At 42.2% G+C, this 15,496-nt stretch carries 11 protein-coding genes and 2 pseudogenes; 7 read left to right on the top strand and 6 right to left on the bottom strand.

The genetic code is table 11. The annotated features are described in order from the left end of the window. The 4 genes and pseudogenes from V7K31_RS21800 to V7K31_RS21785 all read left to right on the top strand — a co-directional run. Positions 1 to 1,802 (top strand): annotated as a pseudogene (locus V7K31_RS21800) (S-layer family protein); the annotation flags it as partial. Continuing rightward, on the top strand, positions 1,792 to 3,579 hold the full coding sequence (locus V7K31_RS21795) for a ShlB/FhaC/HecB family hemolysin secretion/activation protein (protein ID WP_335096794.1): 1,788 nt from the start codon (positions 1,792 to 1,794) through the stop codon (positions 3,577 to 3,579). The pseudogene V7K31_RS21800 and the gene V7K31_RS21795, both read left to right, overlap by 11 nt. Positions 3,580 to 3,970: 391 nt before the next feature. Continuing rightward, positions 3,971 to 6,463 carry a CHAT domain-containing protein gene (locus V7K31_RS21790; RefSeq protein WP_335096792.1) on the top strand — a complete coding sequence of 831 codons (2,493 nt, stop codon included), beginning with the start codon at positions 3,971 to 3,973 and terminating at the stop codon, positions 6,461 to 6,463. A gap of 75 nt (positions 6,464 to 6,538) precedes the next feature. Further along, positions 6,539 to 6,748: a hypothetical protein gene (locus V7K31_RS21785; RefSeq protein WP_335096790.1), complete on the top strand. Its 210-nt coding sequence runs from the start codon at positions 6,539 to 6,541 to the stop codon at positions 6,746 to 6,748. Positions 6,749 to 6,793: 45 nt separating this feature from the next. On the opposite strand, the gene V7K31_RS21780 is transcribed toward V7K31_RS21785, so the two are convergent. Further along, positions 6,794 to 7,567 carry an AIM24 family protein gene (locus V7K31_RS21780; RefSeq protein WP_335096788.1) on the bottom strand — a complete coding sequence of 258 codons (774 nt, stop codon included), beginning with the start codon at positions 7,565 to 7,567 and terminating at the stop codon, positions 6,794 to 6,796. A gap of 605 nt (positions 7,568 to 8,172) precedes the next feature. On the opposite strand from V7K31_RS21780, the gene V7K31_RS21775 reads away from it, so the two are divergent. Beyond that, positions 8,173 to 9,009, top strand: coding sequence for an LssY C-terminal domain-containing protein (locus V7K31_RS21775; RefSeq protein ID WP_335096786.1), 837 nt, complete (start codon positions 8,173 to 8,175; stop codon positions 9,007 to 9,009). 63 nt (positions 9,010 to 9,072) lie between these two features. Here the strand turns inward: V7K31_RS21775 and mltA are convergent, their stop codons facing one another. From mltA to V7K31_RS21760, 3 genes are all read right to left on the bottom strand, one after another. After that, on the bottom strand, positions 9,073 to 10,332 hold the full coding sequence (gene mltA, locus V7K31_RS21770; RefSeq protein WP_335096798.1) for a murein transglycosylase A: 1,260 nt from the start codon (positions 10,330 to 10,332) through the stop codon (positions 9,073 to 9,075). A gap of 3 nt (positions 10,333 to 10,335) precedes the next feature. Further along, positions 10,336 to 10,590, bottom strand: coding sequence for a hypothetical protein (locus V7K31_RS21765; protein ID WP_334827513.1), 255 nt, complete (start codon positions 10,588 to 10,590; stop codon positions 10,336 to 10,338). Positions 10,591 to 10,841: 251 nt separating this feature from the next. Further along, positions 10,842 to 11,111, bottom strand: coding sequence for a hypothetical protein (locus tag V7K31_RS21760; RefSeq protein WP_335096785.1), 270 nt, complete (start codon positions 11,109 to 11,111; stop codon positions 10,842 to 10,844). 830 nt (positions 11,112 to 11,941) lie between these two features. On the opposite strand from V7K31_RS21760, the pseudogene V7K31_RS21755 reads away from it, so the two are divergent. Beyond that, positions 11,942 to 12,022: pseudogene (locus V7K31_RS21755) on the top strand (RNA-guided endonuclease InsQ/TnpB family protein); the annotation flags it as partial. 27 nt (positions 12,023 to 12,049) lie between these two features. Here V7K31_RS21755 and V7K31_RS21750 read toward each other — a convergent pair. Together V7K31_RS21750 and V7K31_RS21745 are read right to left on the bottom strand one after the other, a co-directional pair. Continuing rightward, positions 12,050 to 12,592 carry an IS630 family transposase gene (locus V7K31_RS21750; RefSeq protein ID WP_335096783.1) on the bottom strand — a complete coding sequence of 181 codons (543 nt, stop codon included), beginning with the start codon at positions 12,590 to 12,592 and terminating at the stop codon, positions 12,050 to 12,052. 17 nt (positions 12,593 to 12,609) lie between these two features. After that, a complete protein-coding gene (locus V7K31_RS21745) occupies positions 12,610 to 13,011 on the bottom strand; it encodes a helix-turn-helix domain-containing protein (protein ID WP_335096782.1) in 402 nt (133 codons plus the stop codon). Between the two features lie 474 nt (positions 13,012 to 13,485). Between V7K31_RS21745 and V7K31_RS21740 the strand changes: the two genes are divergently transcribed. Beyond that, positions 13,486 to 15,111 carry a S8 family peptidase gene (locus V7K31_RS21740; protein ID WP_335096781.1) on the top strand — a complete coding sequence of 542 codons (1,626 nt, stop codon included), beginning with the start codon at positions 13,486 to 13,488 and terminating at the stop codon, positions 15,109 to 15,111. Positions 15,112 to 15,496 lie beyond the last annotated feature (385 nt).

Below are 15,496 nucleotides of genomic sequence, written 5' to 3'. Positions count from 1 at the left end.
GTGCTAGTAGTGCATCCAGCACAGTGAAACCTGGAGCTGTGGGTAATGGGGGTGACATTGATATCACAACGGAATCGCTTTCCTTGACCAATCGCGCTGGACTTGATGCCTCAACTTCTGGACAAGGGAATGCGGGGAATGTGAGGATTCGAGCCAGTCGAGCTATCACCTTTGATCGTGCTAGTAGTGCATCCAGCACAGTGAAACCTGGAGCTGTGGGTAATGGGGGTGACATTGATATCACAACGGAATCGCTTTCCTTGACCAATCGCACTGGATTGGATACCACGACCTACGGACAAGGGAAGGCAGGTAATGTGAAGATTCAAGCCAGTGGAGCTATCACCTTTGATGGGGGGAATGAAGGAGTAGTTAGTAGTGTACAAAGTTCAGTGGGTCCAACAGGTATGGGTGATGGGGGTAATATCGACATCCAAAGTAGTTATTTTTCCTTAACTGGTGGTGCTGAACTGATTTCTGGTGTCTTCCAAGGTGGACAGGGAAATTCAGGAAACATAACTATCAATGTTAGTAATTATATTAACCTTTCTGGGGTTAATACAAACGGAGGCCCTTCTAGTGGATTGTTTACCGATCCTGAGGAAAACAGCAAAGGTCAGGGTGGTGATATTCTCCTCAGTGCTGATGTATTAAAGATATCAGATGGAGCAACTTTAAGTGCAAGAACGAGGAATGCTTTTAGGGGTGGTAATATCATCGTTAACGTTAATAGCCTTGATCTGACTGGTGGCGGACAAATCCTTACGGCAGCTTTCGATAAAGGTGATGCAGGTGACATCACTATCGAGGCTACCAAAGGTATTACCATCTCTGGCAGTGACCCCACGTTTGATGCCCGACTTGCTCAATTTGGCAGACCATATGTAGATCCAGTTAACTCTTTGAGTGGACTATTTGCTAACACAGATGTTAACTCTACAGGTAAGGGGGGAAGTATCACAATTACAACAGGGCAGCTACAAGTTCAGAATCAAGCACAAGTTACAGTTAGTAGTACAGGTGAAGGTATAGCAGGTGAACTCGGTATCACTGCTAACACTGTGAAACTCAACAACGGCAGTATTACAGCCCAAACTCGCTTTGGCAATGGGGGCGATTTGACGCTAGGGGTTAAAGACTTGTTATTGTTACGCAATAGTAGCCAAATCTCTACCACCGCAGGCAATGAACAAAATGGTGGAGATGGCGGTAATATTACCATTAAGGCCCCCAATGGCTTCATCTTCGCCGTCCCAAGTGAAAATAGTGATATCACTGCTAATGCTTTTTCAGGCAGTGGTGGGAGAGTGGATATTAAAGCGTTTGGTATTTATGGTATTGAGTTCCGTGAAAGTCCAACTCCCTTGAGTGACATCACTGCTAGTTCAAAATTTGGTATACAAGGTATCGTAGAACTCAACACCCCAGTTATTGAGATCAATAGTGGCTTAATTGAATTGCCAACAATACCAGTTGACACTAAGTTAGCCCAAGGCTGCTACAGTCCAGGTTCCGCCCAAAACCGATTTGTAATCACTGGACGCGGCGGTTTACCACCCAATCCCAAAGACATTCTCACTCCTGATACGCCACAAATAGATTGGGTGTCTCTTAAACCCAGCAGCAACAACCGTTCCCTACCACCTGTTACCAGTGAACCAACTACCTCTACTCCCAAACGCATCGTTGAAGCAACAGGTGCGACGCTAAACGCCAAAGGACAAATCGTCCTCAGTGCTAAGTCATCCACCTCTACTCTTAATACTTCCAGACAGAACCCAATTCAATGTCATGGTAGCTAAAGTTACTCATATTTTTACTGCATCCTGCTTGCTGATGTTGTTCAACAGCCTGACAATTACACCTAGCAGGGCGCAGACAGGAAATCGTGTACAACTACCCCAAAACAATTTTCCTTCACTTCCGCAACTCCCGCCGCCGCAGGATGTCCAACCACCTTCACCCAGAACACCACCAACACTACCCTCTCCACCACCGCAACTTCCGCCTCCATCTGAACTACTTCAACCTAATCAACCACTACTCACACCAGATGAGCCACTTCCGACAACGCTACAAATCTTCACTGTTAAACAGTTTGAAGTCATTGGCAGTACAGTATTCAGCCCAGAAAAATTAAATCAGGTGCTTGCTGAGTTTATCAACAAGCCCATAACATTTGCACAATTAATAGAAGCTCGTTCCAAAATTACTGAACTTTATATTAATGCAGGATACGTTACTTCTGGAGCTTATATTCCTGAACAAACTCTCACTAGCGGTGTTGTCCGAATCCAGGTAATTGAAGGTGAATTAGAAGATATCCAGATAACTGGTACTAGGCGACTTAACCCAAATTATATCCGTAGCCGTATAGCTTTAGGCGCATCCACTCCTTTGAACCAAAAACGCCTGCTAGAGTCCCTGCAATTATTGCAACTAAATCCTTTAATTCAAAACTTGTCTGCGGAACTGTCTGCTGGCTCACGTAAAGGTGCTAATTTGCTGGCTATCAAGGTAACAGAGGCAGATTCGTTTAATATACAACCAGTGCTGGACAATGGCGGCTCCCCCAGTGTTGGTAGCTTCCGACGCCAACTGCAAATAAACCAAGCCAACTTACTCGGATTTGGAGATAGTATATCATTAGCGTACAGCAATACTGACGGCAGTAACACCATAAATGCCAGCTACAGCTTACCCCTCAATCCCCGCAATGGCACTCTCACCTTCAGCTATGGTAATACATCAGCCGATGTCATTGAACGCCCCTTCAATAAATTAGATATTGAATCAGCTTCCCAATATTACGAACTCACATTCCGCCAGCCTCTAGTGCAAACTCCTAACCAAGAGTTCGCTCTTGGGATAACCGCTTCTCGCAGAGAAACTGATATTTCCTCCTCTTTACTAGAAGAGAATCAGGTTCCCCTTTCTCTACTTTCACCGGGGGCTGATAAAGAAGGACGCACCAGAGTATCTGCATTGCGATTTTTTCAACAATGGACAAGTCGCAATAGCCAAGAAGTAATTGCCGCTCGTTCTGAATTTAGTTTGGGAATTGGTGCATTTAATGCAACAATCAATGAGACTGCACCTGATAGCCGCTTTTTTGCTTGGCGAGGACAGGCGCAGTGGGTACGCTTATTAGCTCCTGATACTTTATTGTTAATTCGTGGCGATATGCAACTGGCTTCTAGAACGCTTTTAACTTCAGAACAATTTGGTTTAGGTGGTATAAATAGTGTCCGGGGGTATCGTCAAGATTTACTATTAGCAGATAATGGTGCTTTTGCTTCTGTTGAATTGCGGCAACCAATTGCCCGTGTATCACAGTGGAATGGACTTCTGCAAGTTACTCCATTTGTTGATGTTGGCACTGCTTGGAATAATTCCTCAAGTAGAAATGAAAATAATACTAACACCCTAGCTTCTGTTGGTTTGGGTTTGCATTGGTCACAGGGTAATAACTTTACTGCTGGTGTTGAGTGGGGTATTCCTTTAGTTTCTGTTGATACTCAACGCAAGACATGGCAAGAAAACGGGTTGTATTTTTTTGTACAATATAATCCATTCTAATTTCACACAAAATCGCAGCAAAAAGTCGAGCCAGTGCGTTAGAGTCGCCTTGCATCGGAATCTTTTGGCATCGGAGCACCTGCTTCTGGCGATCTGTTAGCGACGCAAAAGTGTCACTTGACAAGAGAGAGTTATAGAGAGTTTTGTCAGGTTTTTATTCTAACTAATTATCAGGCATAAATATTTTTATGAAAAAAGTAAATTTTAAAATTATATGAAATTTTTCAAGCATTTTTTTATAGCATTATTGACGACATCATTATGTATATATTTGTCAGATTTCTTTGATTCATCTAATTATTTAACGGCAGCGTTTGCCAAATCTAAAATCAGATCGTTTCCTGTTTCAGTAACAATATCTGCTGTCAACTCCAGCCAGCCTTCTAGGCTAGTGCAGCAAAGTCAAGCACTTTATGAAAAGGGACAGTTTGTGGAAGAGGTACAACTTCTAAAAAAAGCAGCAGGTGAATTTAAAGCTACTAATGATGTATTGAATGAAGCTATAACTTTAAGCAATCTTTCTTTAGCCTACCAGCAATTAGGACAATGGCTTGAAGCAACTGAAGCGATCGCACAAAGTATTAAACTATTACAAACTCTAAAAGATTCAGGTTCTTCACAAGAGCAATCCCAAATTTTTGCTCAAACTTTAGATGTTCGAGGTGGGCTGGAATTAGCACGGGGGCAAACTGAAGCCGCCTTGGGTACTTGGCAAGAAGTGGCTAAAATTTATCAACACCTAGATGATATATCTGCACTGATTCGCAATCACATTAATCAAGCCCAAGCAATGCAAGCTTTGGGAAATTATCTGCAAGCAGATCAAACCTTAATCTCAGTACGAGAAATTCTCAAAAAACAATCAGATTCTTCTCTGAAAGCCATAGGATTGTATAGCTTAGGGAATGTTAGGCGAAGTTTGGGTTATTTAAAGGATTCGCAAGAAATTCTAGAAAAAAGTTATTCTGTAGCTAGACAAGCAGGAGATGCGATCGCTCAAAGTAATGCTTTACTGAGTTTAGGTAATACCGCCCGCGCTCAAACATCCGCTCAACTTAGTTTGGGTAACTCAAGCAGCGCCAAGGATTACACTAAAACAGCAATTCAATACTATCAACAAGCGGTGCAGATTGCATCTGCAACACCTACTGTGCGGCTCCAAGCTCAACTGAATCTATTAAGACTATTGGTAGAGCAAAAGGAATTTAATAGAGCGAAGGCATTATTACCGCAAATTCAGTCTCAGATAGACAATCTGCCTCCAAGTCGAACAGCTGTTAACTACCGGATTAACTTTGCCCAAAGTCTGAGCAAAATGATACAGAACTCAGTTCAGCTAAAAGATGTTGCTCAAATGCTAGCGCAAGCTGTCCAAGTAGCTAAGAGTTTAAAAGATGAACGAACCGAATCTTATGCCCTTGGTACTCTTGGCGAACTGTACGAACAAACCAGACAGTTAACTGATGCCAAAGGTCTCACACAGCAAGCCTTAGTCAAAGCTGAGTCTATTGATGCTCAAGACATTGCTTATCAATGGCATTGGCAGATGGGACGGATACTTCAAAAGCAATCCAATATCCCAGCAGCAACAGCTGCTTATAATCGAGCTTATAACGCTCTTAAATCCCTTCGTAACGATTTAGTTGCAATTAATCCTGACGTGCAATTTTCTTTCCGCGAGAGCATAGAACCTGTGTATCGACAGTACGTTGATTTACTGTTGCAACTTAAAGAAAATACGAATCAAAAGCCAGATAATCTCCTTCAAGCCCGCCAGGTAATCGAATCTCTCCAGTTAGCGGAATTAGATAACTTCTTTCGTTCGCCTTGTTTGCTACCAAGAGTTGACCTTGATAAATTAGTTGAAAAGGAAAAATCCACAGCTGTTATCTATCCAATCATTTTAGATAACCGATTAGAAATTATTACTAGGTTGCCAGGGCAAGATACAATCTACCGTAAAACAGCTAAAGTCCCTAAAGATGTATTAGAAAATACTGTAGAACAACTACAGAAAGATTTACCTGTTGCTAGTCGTGAGCCTGATGTTAAGCAGCGCTCACAACAGTTATATGACTGGTTAATTACACCTATTGAATCAGATTTAACAAAGAAAGGTATAAAAACTTTGGTGTTTGTGCTGGATGGTTCTTTGCGGAATATCCCAATGGCGATTCTTTACGACAAACAACAGCAAAAATATCTGATAGAAAAGTATGCTATTTCTTTGACACCTGGTTTGCAACTTGTTGATCCCAAACCTTTACGAAATGTGCATTTAAACGTTTTAGTTGTCGGAGTTGAGCAAAAACGCTTGATTGAAGGTAAATCCTTTCCCGAACTCTTAAATGTGACGCAGGAATTAAAACAAGTCCAATCTGAAGTTAAATCAAGTAAAAAACTCTTAAATCAAGAGTTCACCAAAACTAATCTGCAAAAGCAAATTCAATCTACTCCCTTTTCAGTAGTACACATAGCTACTCACGGGCAATTTAGTTCAGACGTTGAACAAACCTATATTATTACCTGGGATGCTCTACTGAAGATTAGAGAGTTAGATAATTTACTACGAGCTAGGGGTGAAAGCCGACCAGAAACAATTGAATTACTCGTCCTTAGTGCCTGTAAAACCGCCACCGGAGACAAACGAGCGGCTTTAGGATTAGCTGGTGTGGCAGTACAGGCAGGCGCACGCAGTACTATAGCAACTTTGTGGACTGTAGATGATGAATCTACTAGCGACTTTATGGGTGAATTATACCGACAGTTGCAGGCTGGAGTAACTAAAGCGCAAGCACTACAACGCGCCCAACTTGCAATTTTAGCTAAAGAAAATCGTCCTTATTTTTGGGCACCTTATGTTCTTGTAGGTAATTGGTTGTAATTATTTAAAGAGTTTGGTGACAACGCCTTAAATTTTGAGCTATTAGTATGGACTGCGGAACCTAATAAATAATTTTTGCTCAAAAGTGATTTATACTATAATATCTACGAAGTATTACAGCAACGACAAATTGAAATTCCTTTTGCTCAGTTAGATTTATATCTGCGTTCTGGCACGTTGGAATTTACGCCAGAAATGCAGTTAGCTTTCATACAAATGTTTGAACAATTGTCAAAAAATGAACAACGCATAGATCCAATCAATCCAAGTGAAAATCAAACCTAAATTCGGAATTACCTCGAACTTTGAGGTTGACAACGTAATTATACTTTAACCGAGATTACCGGTACCACCGACTTGAGTTGCGCCCTCAGATACAGGAGGATGATAAGTCATAGACTGCAACCCTAAGCGACCAGGCCCAGTAAAGCGGTTAAGAGTGAATGAAATGCCGCCAAGCATTACCCCAATTGCTCCGAAGATACCGCCACTAGATTGCAACGCCGTTACTGTCTCCATCTTCACTGATGAGTCTTTCCACAACCATGCGCCTGGTTCTACATCTAACATCTCTCCAGGAGCGAGATACTTTTCAAAAACATTGCCGTAACCGTGAATTATAAGCAGCCCCCCTTGTTGCTGACCAATGAAGCGATCAATGAATAACCCGCCACTGCGGCTGAAAAAGAGGTTCGCCAGTCCTCGCTGGAAAAAGAAACTATACTCAATATTACTGGTAGCTAGCAAAAACTGATGTTCGCGCACGTCCACTTTCTGTCCACGCTCTAATTGCAGCACCACAATCTGTCCTGGCGCTTCACGGGAGAAAGCAATATTCCCTGGACCATGTGCTTCACTGATAAAAATTTGCAGTCCGGCAAAGAAACGCTTGGCTGCCCCTTTTAAACCTTTGACACCGAGGCGAACATTGGGGTGTTTCCACAGTAGAATATGATGCTCAAAGTAAATTGATTGCTGTTGTCCCAGATGGACATCTACTACAGGTACTACTTCTCCTTCGATTCTTAAATTTAAGTCACCGGAATGAAAGCTTTGTTGGGGATTTCTCAATTCTGGTATCGGTTCACTGCTGAAGTCAGACATAGTATAATCTCACAGATGGTTTAAAAGAAAATCACTTAGCTTAACTATAGTGATGCTCTTACAAGTTTTGATCATATCTTCAACAAGATTTATCAACAGGCAAAAGCCAAAATGATGAAGACTTCTAAAAATTTTTTAAAACATTGTTTCCAAGGGTGCGATGATTAAAGAAGTCGGAAGTAAAGTTTTGTAATGGGGATTTAACCCCAACAGAAAACTTGCTGCTTGATAGTTACTATGCAACTTACAGCTATTTTCAGGCAAATAGACCACGCAGTAAGGGCACAGCAATGCTCATTGGTGTCAACTTAAGTGCAAACCCTTTTAAAACCTCGTTTGCAGCAAGAAGGCTGGAAATGCGCCTCCTGGCGGCTCTGCCGCTTTTCAAGAGGCTCCGCCTCTAGAACGGCATTCCCAGTCGGAGACTCTTAACGAGACAAACCAGACAATCTAAAAGCTGGTTAGAGGCAGGTTTTTAGGTTAAGTTGACACATACAAGCAATGCTGTGTCCCTACGACAGATGTGGTTCAAATACTTGAATTCTGCTGTAACCCACGGAATTGATTAATTGAAAAAGGAAATATAGCTTTGTCTCCGGGTTCAAATGCAACAAGCCTCTAACTCAAATAGTGACGCACGCCCAAAACATCGACATTGGTTATGGTACATTTTTGGGACGTTAGTTGGTTTATTCGGTTTATATGGATTGGTGAGTTATATCGTTTTACCAGCACTGTGGCGTCACTATGAACATAACCCAAAGCTGGAACATTCTCCGAAAACAACGCAAACGGCAGAAGGGATCTCTGGAGATCCTCTGAATATTGGATTTGTAGGTACAACAGCAGAAGTAGTGCAGACGCTACTGACAGTAGGTTGGTATCCAGCAGACCCGATCACCTTACGCTCAAGTGCTGGGATAGCTAAAAGTGTTGTCCTCAAGCATTCTTACCCAACTGCACCTGTGAGTAATTTATATTTGTGGGGACGCAAACAGGATGTGTCTTTTGAACTAGCCGTGGGCAATAATGCCAAAGCTAGACACCACGTTCGCTTGTGGCAATCGAACGACTTAAGTAGCGATCGCAGACCTGTATGGTTAGGTTCAGCGACATTTGATCAAAGGGTCGAACTTAGCCACCGCACAGGACAGATTACTCACCACATTGATGCAAACATTGATCAAGAAAGAGATAGCCTGATTAAAAGTATTGGAAATACACACCAGATTGCCCAATTATATCAAGTCACAGGTGTCGGAGCGACATGGCAAGGTCGGAATGGAGGAGGCGACGGGTATTACACAGATGGGGAATTAACTATTTGTGTACTTTCGATGAATAGTATTGCCCAAACAAAACCATTAACTATTTTGTCTAATCCAGAGCCTGTTAAGCTCAAAAATGAAGTATGGTCATGGCTGCGACACTATTTAAAATAGTTTGTCTTCAAGTGATTGGGTATTGGGTGAATGCCCAATACCCAATGCCCCAATGCCCAATACCTATTCTTTGAGCAGCAAATAATATAGTGAACCATTACCGCCTGTGATGCCAGCGCGATCGCCTGCTAGTTTACCAGACCCCATGAAATAATCCACCCGGCCCGGGCCTTTGATGGCGCTTCCGGTATCCTGGTCTAGCACAAAGCGGCTGACGGTACGATTCTCTAGTTTGCCACGTCCAGCAGGATAGGGAAATGAGTTGTAAATCAGCGCTAGCGCTCCCGGTGGCATGAGAGACTTATCTGTAGCAATGGAACGTTCTGCTGTCACTGGCACATGAATACTGCCTGTAGCTGCGGTACCACCAGTTTCTTGGAAGAAAATAAATCGTTCCCAGCGTGGCAGATAATTGTTCAACTCGCGTGGCTGTCGCCGGAAGTAAGCAATCATCCGTGGTAGCGTTAATCCATTCAGTGGAAGTTTGCCATCTTTGGCTAGTTCTTTGCCGATACTAGTCCAGGGGTAATCAGTTCCACCTGCATAGCCAATTGATGTTGTTTTGCCATTAGTTAACTTAATTTGGGCAGAACCTTGGATATGTACCATGTATGCGTCAAGGCGATCGCGGAACCAAAGCAATTCTAAACCGCGCAACTTGCTCTTATTTCCTTTTAAACCATCCTTCCCTTCCAAATCAATTCGTTTTGGGTGGGGTTTGGGCCATTGGCTGAAATCAGGCGGTAGCCGATAAAGGGGATACTTATATATTGAAGTTCTGACACGGCTAGCGGTATAAACAGGTTCGTAATAAGCAGTGAACTTAACAGTACCCTTGCCATCGTTGCCCACAGACTGGTAGAAGACAAACTCACGGCGGACATCGGCTTGTAGTTGCGCTGCTGACTTAGAACTGACAACAAGTTGGCGGAAACGTACCAAACTTCGGCGGACGCGATTAAGAGTAATTTCCTTAACTGGATAATTTTGATATGCTGCGATCGCATCACCCTTTGTTAGGTAAAGCAGACTGTTGTCAATGGAAGTCAACAATGCATTGCGATCGCCTGTTTTGCCTCTTTGACCCCAAATTTGGTCATCCCAACCCAAGCAAGCCGGACTAAGTGTACAATAGCTTCCTATCGCGATTGGTTTTAGCGGTGGCGTTAACTCAGGAGTGCTTGGTACTGTTAGAGGCGGTAGATCAGGAGTTGTGGGTACTGGCAACGGCAGTAAGTTAGGAACCTGAGCAACAGCCACCCAGAGAGGGTTTACAAGGGCAATTCCCAGACTCAAGGAAAGCAAAGCGAAGGTTTTTCTGATCATTTAGTTGAATCTTTCAACACTGGAACTAAAAATGGGTTCTACCCGGATTGCCACGATCCGAGAGGGTCTTATTACCATGTACTCACCTTGAATATTTTTGATCGGGACACTAATAAAGTCATTAGAAGCAGACTTTGGCACAAGTTCGCCACTATACCACTTCTGAAACTCTTGAATAGTCGGAAAACGTACTTCTTCCCGGTGGCCGCTTTCCAGTAGGAGGAATACGGCATATTCATTTGCACTTCTAGTCATAAGGTGGAATTATTTGAAAAACATTCAACCCATTGTTAACCACGTAACCTCCGAATGAAAAGGGTAAGCATACGGGAGCAGTGGATTTAGAGAGCATCCTTAAGAGGTTAAGGTCATAAACAATTTGTAAATAAGTAATAGTGCTTAAAAATTTGCCAAAAAACGGATAAGAAACACAATCGACTCAGCACTCAGCACTGACTGGATGAACTCAAAGAAGCAAACCCTAGAGGAAAGTTCCCCTGGCAGTTCTAGCTTGCTACCTGACGTTGATGTTCTTGATCCAGAAATAATGCTTGAAAACAGTACTTTAGGGTTTGCCGATCTACCCCCACTTCACAGGCAAATACCTTTGCTACTGTATCTCGGTCTAACCCCATGCGAAAGCCTAAGACTTCACGAGTGTAATGTTTATCGAAATTTTCAGAACTTTCTGATTTAGATTTTGCATCTTGGAGTTTCTGTAATCCTTGAGGCGTTAGCATTACACCACGTCTACGGCTCCTTTGTTGGGACTTCATAGGGAACCTCGCAGGTTATAAATATAGATAGTATTTTTATGGACAAGCATGACTGTCTGTAGTGCATCGGTAAGATGCAGCTAGGACTAGCCCTTTCAAGGTGTATTAATGTTCTGTGTTTTCTGTTTCAATCTTGTCAGTCCCATGAACACTCCTGAGTGCAGCCTTAACCACAGACAGCACATTATAGGCGACTAAAGCGGATAACCTGGTAGCAAATCAGGCATTGTTGCGTTCAGATGCCGAATTGTAGCTTCCATTTGTCCAGCGACCTCTGTGACTAACTCCCCATTAATACTCGCTTCGATACCATTGATTTTGTTATAGACCGAGGTAACTCAAACACCTATTTCTTCAGCAGATGCTTGGTGGGCTGCATGTACTGATGGGTGGACTCCGCAGACGACAAGGCTCATCAAATTGACGACTGTGGAGAATAATAACTCGCGAGTGTACTGGGTTTTTGCACTACGAACAAAAATAGTTCATCCAGAATTTGGGGACATAACGCTTTTTCTAAAAGCCCACGAACCATTACCGAAACTGGACTTTCTTTTATAAATCGCTCAAACACCTGCCCTAGCAACATTTCTCTTCTCCACCCAACAGAGTTTCACCTATGCATGAGCAAACTACAAATCAAGCCATTACACAACACCTTGAAAGGGCTACAGCTAGGACTTACGCACTGTACAAATAAGCCGTGATATGTATCACGGTATTTGGTCGTTTCAGGCGCCGTTAAGCGCTTTGCATAACCCTGATTTTTTCGCATATTTGCGATCGCTGGGTGCTAAATATGGCTGAAATACCCGAATTGCGTGTAGTTGAAATTGGCAAGGTGCGTAATCACATCAAACGATGTAGTCGTCTATGAAGACTTGAGAATTAAGAACATGGTCAAAAATCATTTATGTTGAAATTTCATTAATACCAATTTAATATGAAGCTGCATAGAAAAGAGCTTCTAAAATAAAGTTATAAGAAGAAACAGACATTACCTGCTCAAATGTAAGTTGCTCGAACAATTGCTGTATGCGCTCGCGTAAATTTTGTAGAGAAGAAAATAGTTCATTTTTGAGCGATTTTTTGAGGAACTGCCAAAGCCTCTCAATCGGATTAAGTTCGGGAGAATGAGGGGGTTGAAGTAAAGGAATAATATTTTCTGGCCAGCGAATGGCAGAACTGGTATGAGCGGGAGCTTGGTCGATCTGTAAAATTGCATAGTCGCTACCTAATTGCACAGATAACCAGTTCAAGAACTGTTGAAAAGACTCTCCATTAAGCTTGGAATATTCCTGCTGAAAATGTTTTCCAGTCATTGGCTCAATTGCGCCATAAATCCAAAAATTGTCTCGTTGCCATTTCACCTCAACAGTCGGTTTAATTCCAGCAGCAGTAATGACTTTTCCTGTTAAAGTTTTGAGTCCAACTCTAGTTTCATCTTGGCACAGATAGTGGACATACGAACCTTGTGCCAAAAGCTTTTCAAGACTGCTCAGAATGATACCAAGTTTTTTTTAAACTCTGATACCAACTTTTCGTCTTGCTTGTAGCTTTTAGGACGTGGTACTTTTAGCTTCGCTCCTAATTGATATCGAACCAAGGCATAAACAGTTGCATACTCGACATCAAGCTGAAGCTCTTTTTTCAACCACTCGACTATCGCACCATAGCTACTAAACCCTTTTTCTGTCTTTAACTCTTCTTTGAGTGCTGCGATCGCTCCTGGATGAATTTTCCGTTTTGCTCCTGGAGCTTTTTTAATTTTCAATAATTCAGATAGTCCACCCGTTCTATACTTTTGCAACCACCTTGTCACTGTTGAGGTATCTTTTGCCAAGCGTTTTCCGATTTCTTGCTGCTCCTTGACTTGCCCACTTTTAATCCACCACAGCATCTATAATTTTTCTTTTTGGTTTCCCAAGTTAGCTATTTGTAGACGCTTTTTTAGTTCTTCTTCGCTTTCTGCTATTTCAATCTCAAAAGGGCGGCTCATGGGTATTTTAGTTTATCGAGCTTGTTTTCTATATTATATGCAGCTTCATATCAAATTGGTATAACTCCCTATTAGGGATTGAAACACCTTTTTGCTCGTAACTCATTTACGATTGCTATACATAACGCAATTAATTTTTTATTTCAACAATTTATACTTACACAAGAAAAATTAATATTTATTTTATCAATTAATATATTAATAATAATTCCCCTATTGATTATGCTTTTTGGTAATCGAATTAGCATTTTGTTATGAGATTACATAGTAATTATTGACAATGGAGCTTATTCACACCTTAAAATCTTTTTCCTGTCAAGATTTTAACGCTTCAATCTGTCAAAAAAAGATTGCTACCTTTGAGAAAAATTACTTATGAGCATTGAGAATGTTAATAACAATGTGTTGTCAAATAAACGGCTCAATGTCACTTCAGTCTCCTCATTAGATACCTTTAATACAAAGGATGGCTACAGCCTTAACCTCAACGGACGTAGTAGCTACAACTCAGCCGATGCTGATGTGCAGTTGCAAAATAGCAGTAACGCTACTGCTAATGCTTTAAGCACTGGGAATTATAACTCCACCAATGGCTATGGCTTAATTAATGCAGCAGCAGCAGTGGCTAAAGCTGCTGGTCAGAATACCTTTGCTGATGTTCCTAACCTTGGTGGCAATAATTGGGGAGCAGACCTCATTAAAGCACCGGAAGCTTGGGCACACGGATACACAGGTAAAGGCGTTGTTGTTGCTGTTGTTGATACTGGAGTTGACTACAACCACGAGGATTTAAAGGATAATATCTGGACGAATCCCAAGGAAATTGCTGGCAATGGTAAAGATGATGATGGCAATGGCTATGTTGATGATACCCACGGCTGGAACTTTGTTGACAATAATAATAATGTCCTAGATGACAACGGTCATGGCACTCATGTTTCCGGGACGATCGCCGGAGAGAATAATAACTACGGTGTCACTGGTATTGCTTATGATGCCAAGATTATGCCTGTGAAAGTTTTAGATGACTCTGGCTCCGGTTCTTACACTTCCATCGCTAAGGGCATTGATTATGCTGTGGACAATGGAGCTAACGTGATTAACCTCAGTCTAGGAGGTGCTTATTCTAATCCTACTCTAGAGTCAGCCATTGACTATGCCAGCAGCAAAGGAGTGATTGTCGTCATGGCAGCAGGTAATGATGGTGGCTCATCACCAGACTATCCCGCCAGCTATGCATACAAGTCGGGAATTGCCGTTGGTGCAGTCGATAAGAATAATAAGCTAGCTGACTTCTCTAACCGCTCTGGAACGAATCCAATTTCCTACGTCACAGCCCCAGGAGTCAAAGTCTACTCCTCAGTTCCAAATAATCAGTATGCTACTTATAGCGGTACGTCGATGGCTGCTCCCCATGTTGCTGGTGTAGTTGCCCTGATGCTTAGTGCTAACTCCAAACTGACTGATGCCCAAGTCCGTGAGATTATCGCAGATACCGCCGGAAATAGTACACAAACTACAAGCTCTAGTTTGAATATTTCTCATGTCAGTTCTCTAGCGAGTCAGGTGATTGCAGACACAGCAGGAAATAATACACAAACTACAATCTCTAATTTTAATAATTCCGATGTCAGTTCTCTAGGAAGGCAGGCAATGTCTGACAACAATCTGCTACGCATCGACGCACAAACCACAATTCATCTCACATCACAGACAATTTCTAGTTTTAATGGTTCCAATTTTAGTTCTCTAATGGGTCAGCCGATGTCTAACAACAAACTGCTAGGCATCTACCCAGAAACGACAAAATATTTGACATCAGAGACTATTGCTAGTTCTAATAATTATGATGTCGATTCTTTAATGGGTCAGCCGATGTCTAACAACAAGCTGCTAGGCATCTACGCAGAAACGACAAAATATTTAACACCAGAGACTATTGCTAGTTCTAATAATTATGATGTCGATTCTTTAATGGATCAGGCGATCGCCCCAGCTTAATTAAGGTTTCTCGCTGCCAAAATTGCTACATTCATAACTCTGTAAAGGCGATGTGTGTTGACTGCCGAGGAAGCGTCTACGCAAGTTGGACATTTATCAAGTTAAAATCCTACGGCATAGCCTGATACAAATTTGACACTCCCACGGCTTGAACCCGTGGGATTCTTGGTTCATCCTTTTATAAAATAGACCTCTTGCAAAAGTCCCAAACACCCCAGCCTTAATCCCCTCTTCGCTTGCGGGGAACTCGGGGCCCCCTCTGGGGATTAGGGGCAGGGAGACAAAGCGTAGCTTTGGCTCTTTGGGGTTCAAATTTATTGATTTATGCAAGAAGTCTAACGTATGTAGGTTCCTGAGTCACCTATATACTCGTAGGCTTTCTTTT

It is taken from the genome of Nostoc sp. (genome assembly GCF_036917675.1).
GTDB lineage: Bacteria > Cyanobacteriota > Cyanobacteriia > Cyanobacteriales > Nostocaceae > Nostoc.
The sequence above is the reverse complement of the archived record's forward strand: the minus strand, read 5'-3'. Positions and strand labels throughout refer to the sequence as shown.

Coding starts and splice junctions, on each gene's coding strand:
- V7K31_RS21740 (WP_335096781.1), top strand. CDS start 13,486: ATGAGCATTGAGAATGTTAATAACAATGTGTTGTCAAATAAACGGCTC.
- V7K31_RS21775 (WP_335096786.1), top strand. CDS start 8,173: ATGCAACAAGCCTCTAACTCAAATAGTGACGCACGCCCAAAACATCGA.
- V7K31_RS21760 (WP_335096785.1), bottom strand. CDS start 11,111: ATGAAGTCCCAACAAAGGAGCCGTAGACGTGGTGTAATGCTAACGCCT.
- V7K31_RS21745 (WP_335096782.1), bottom strand. CDS start 13,011: ATGCTGTGGTGGATTAAAAGTGGGCAAGTCAAGGAGCAGCAAGAAATC.
- V7K31_RS21795 (WP_335096794.1), top strand. CDS start 1,792: ATGGTAGCTAAAGTTACTCATATTTTTACTGCATCCTGCTTGCTGATG.
- V7K31_RS21765 (WP_334827513.1), bottom strand. CDS start 10,590: ATGACTAGAAGTGCAAATGAATATGCCGTATTCCTCCTACTGGAAAGC.
- V7K31_RS21780 (WP_335096788.1), bottom strand. CDS start 7,567: ATGTCTGACTTCAGCAGTGAACCGATACCAGAATTGAGAAATCCCCAA.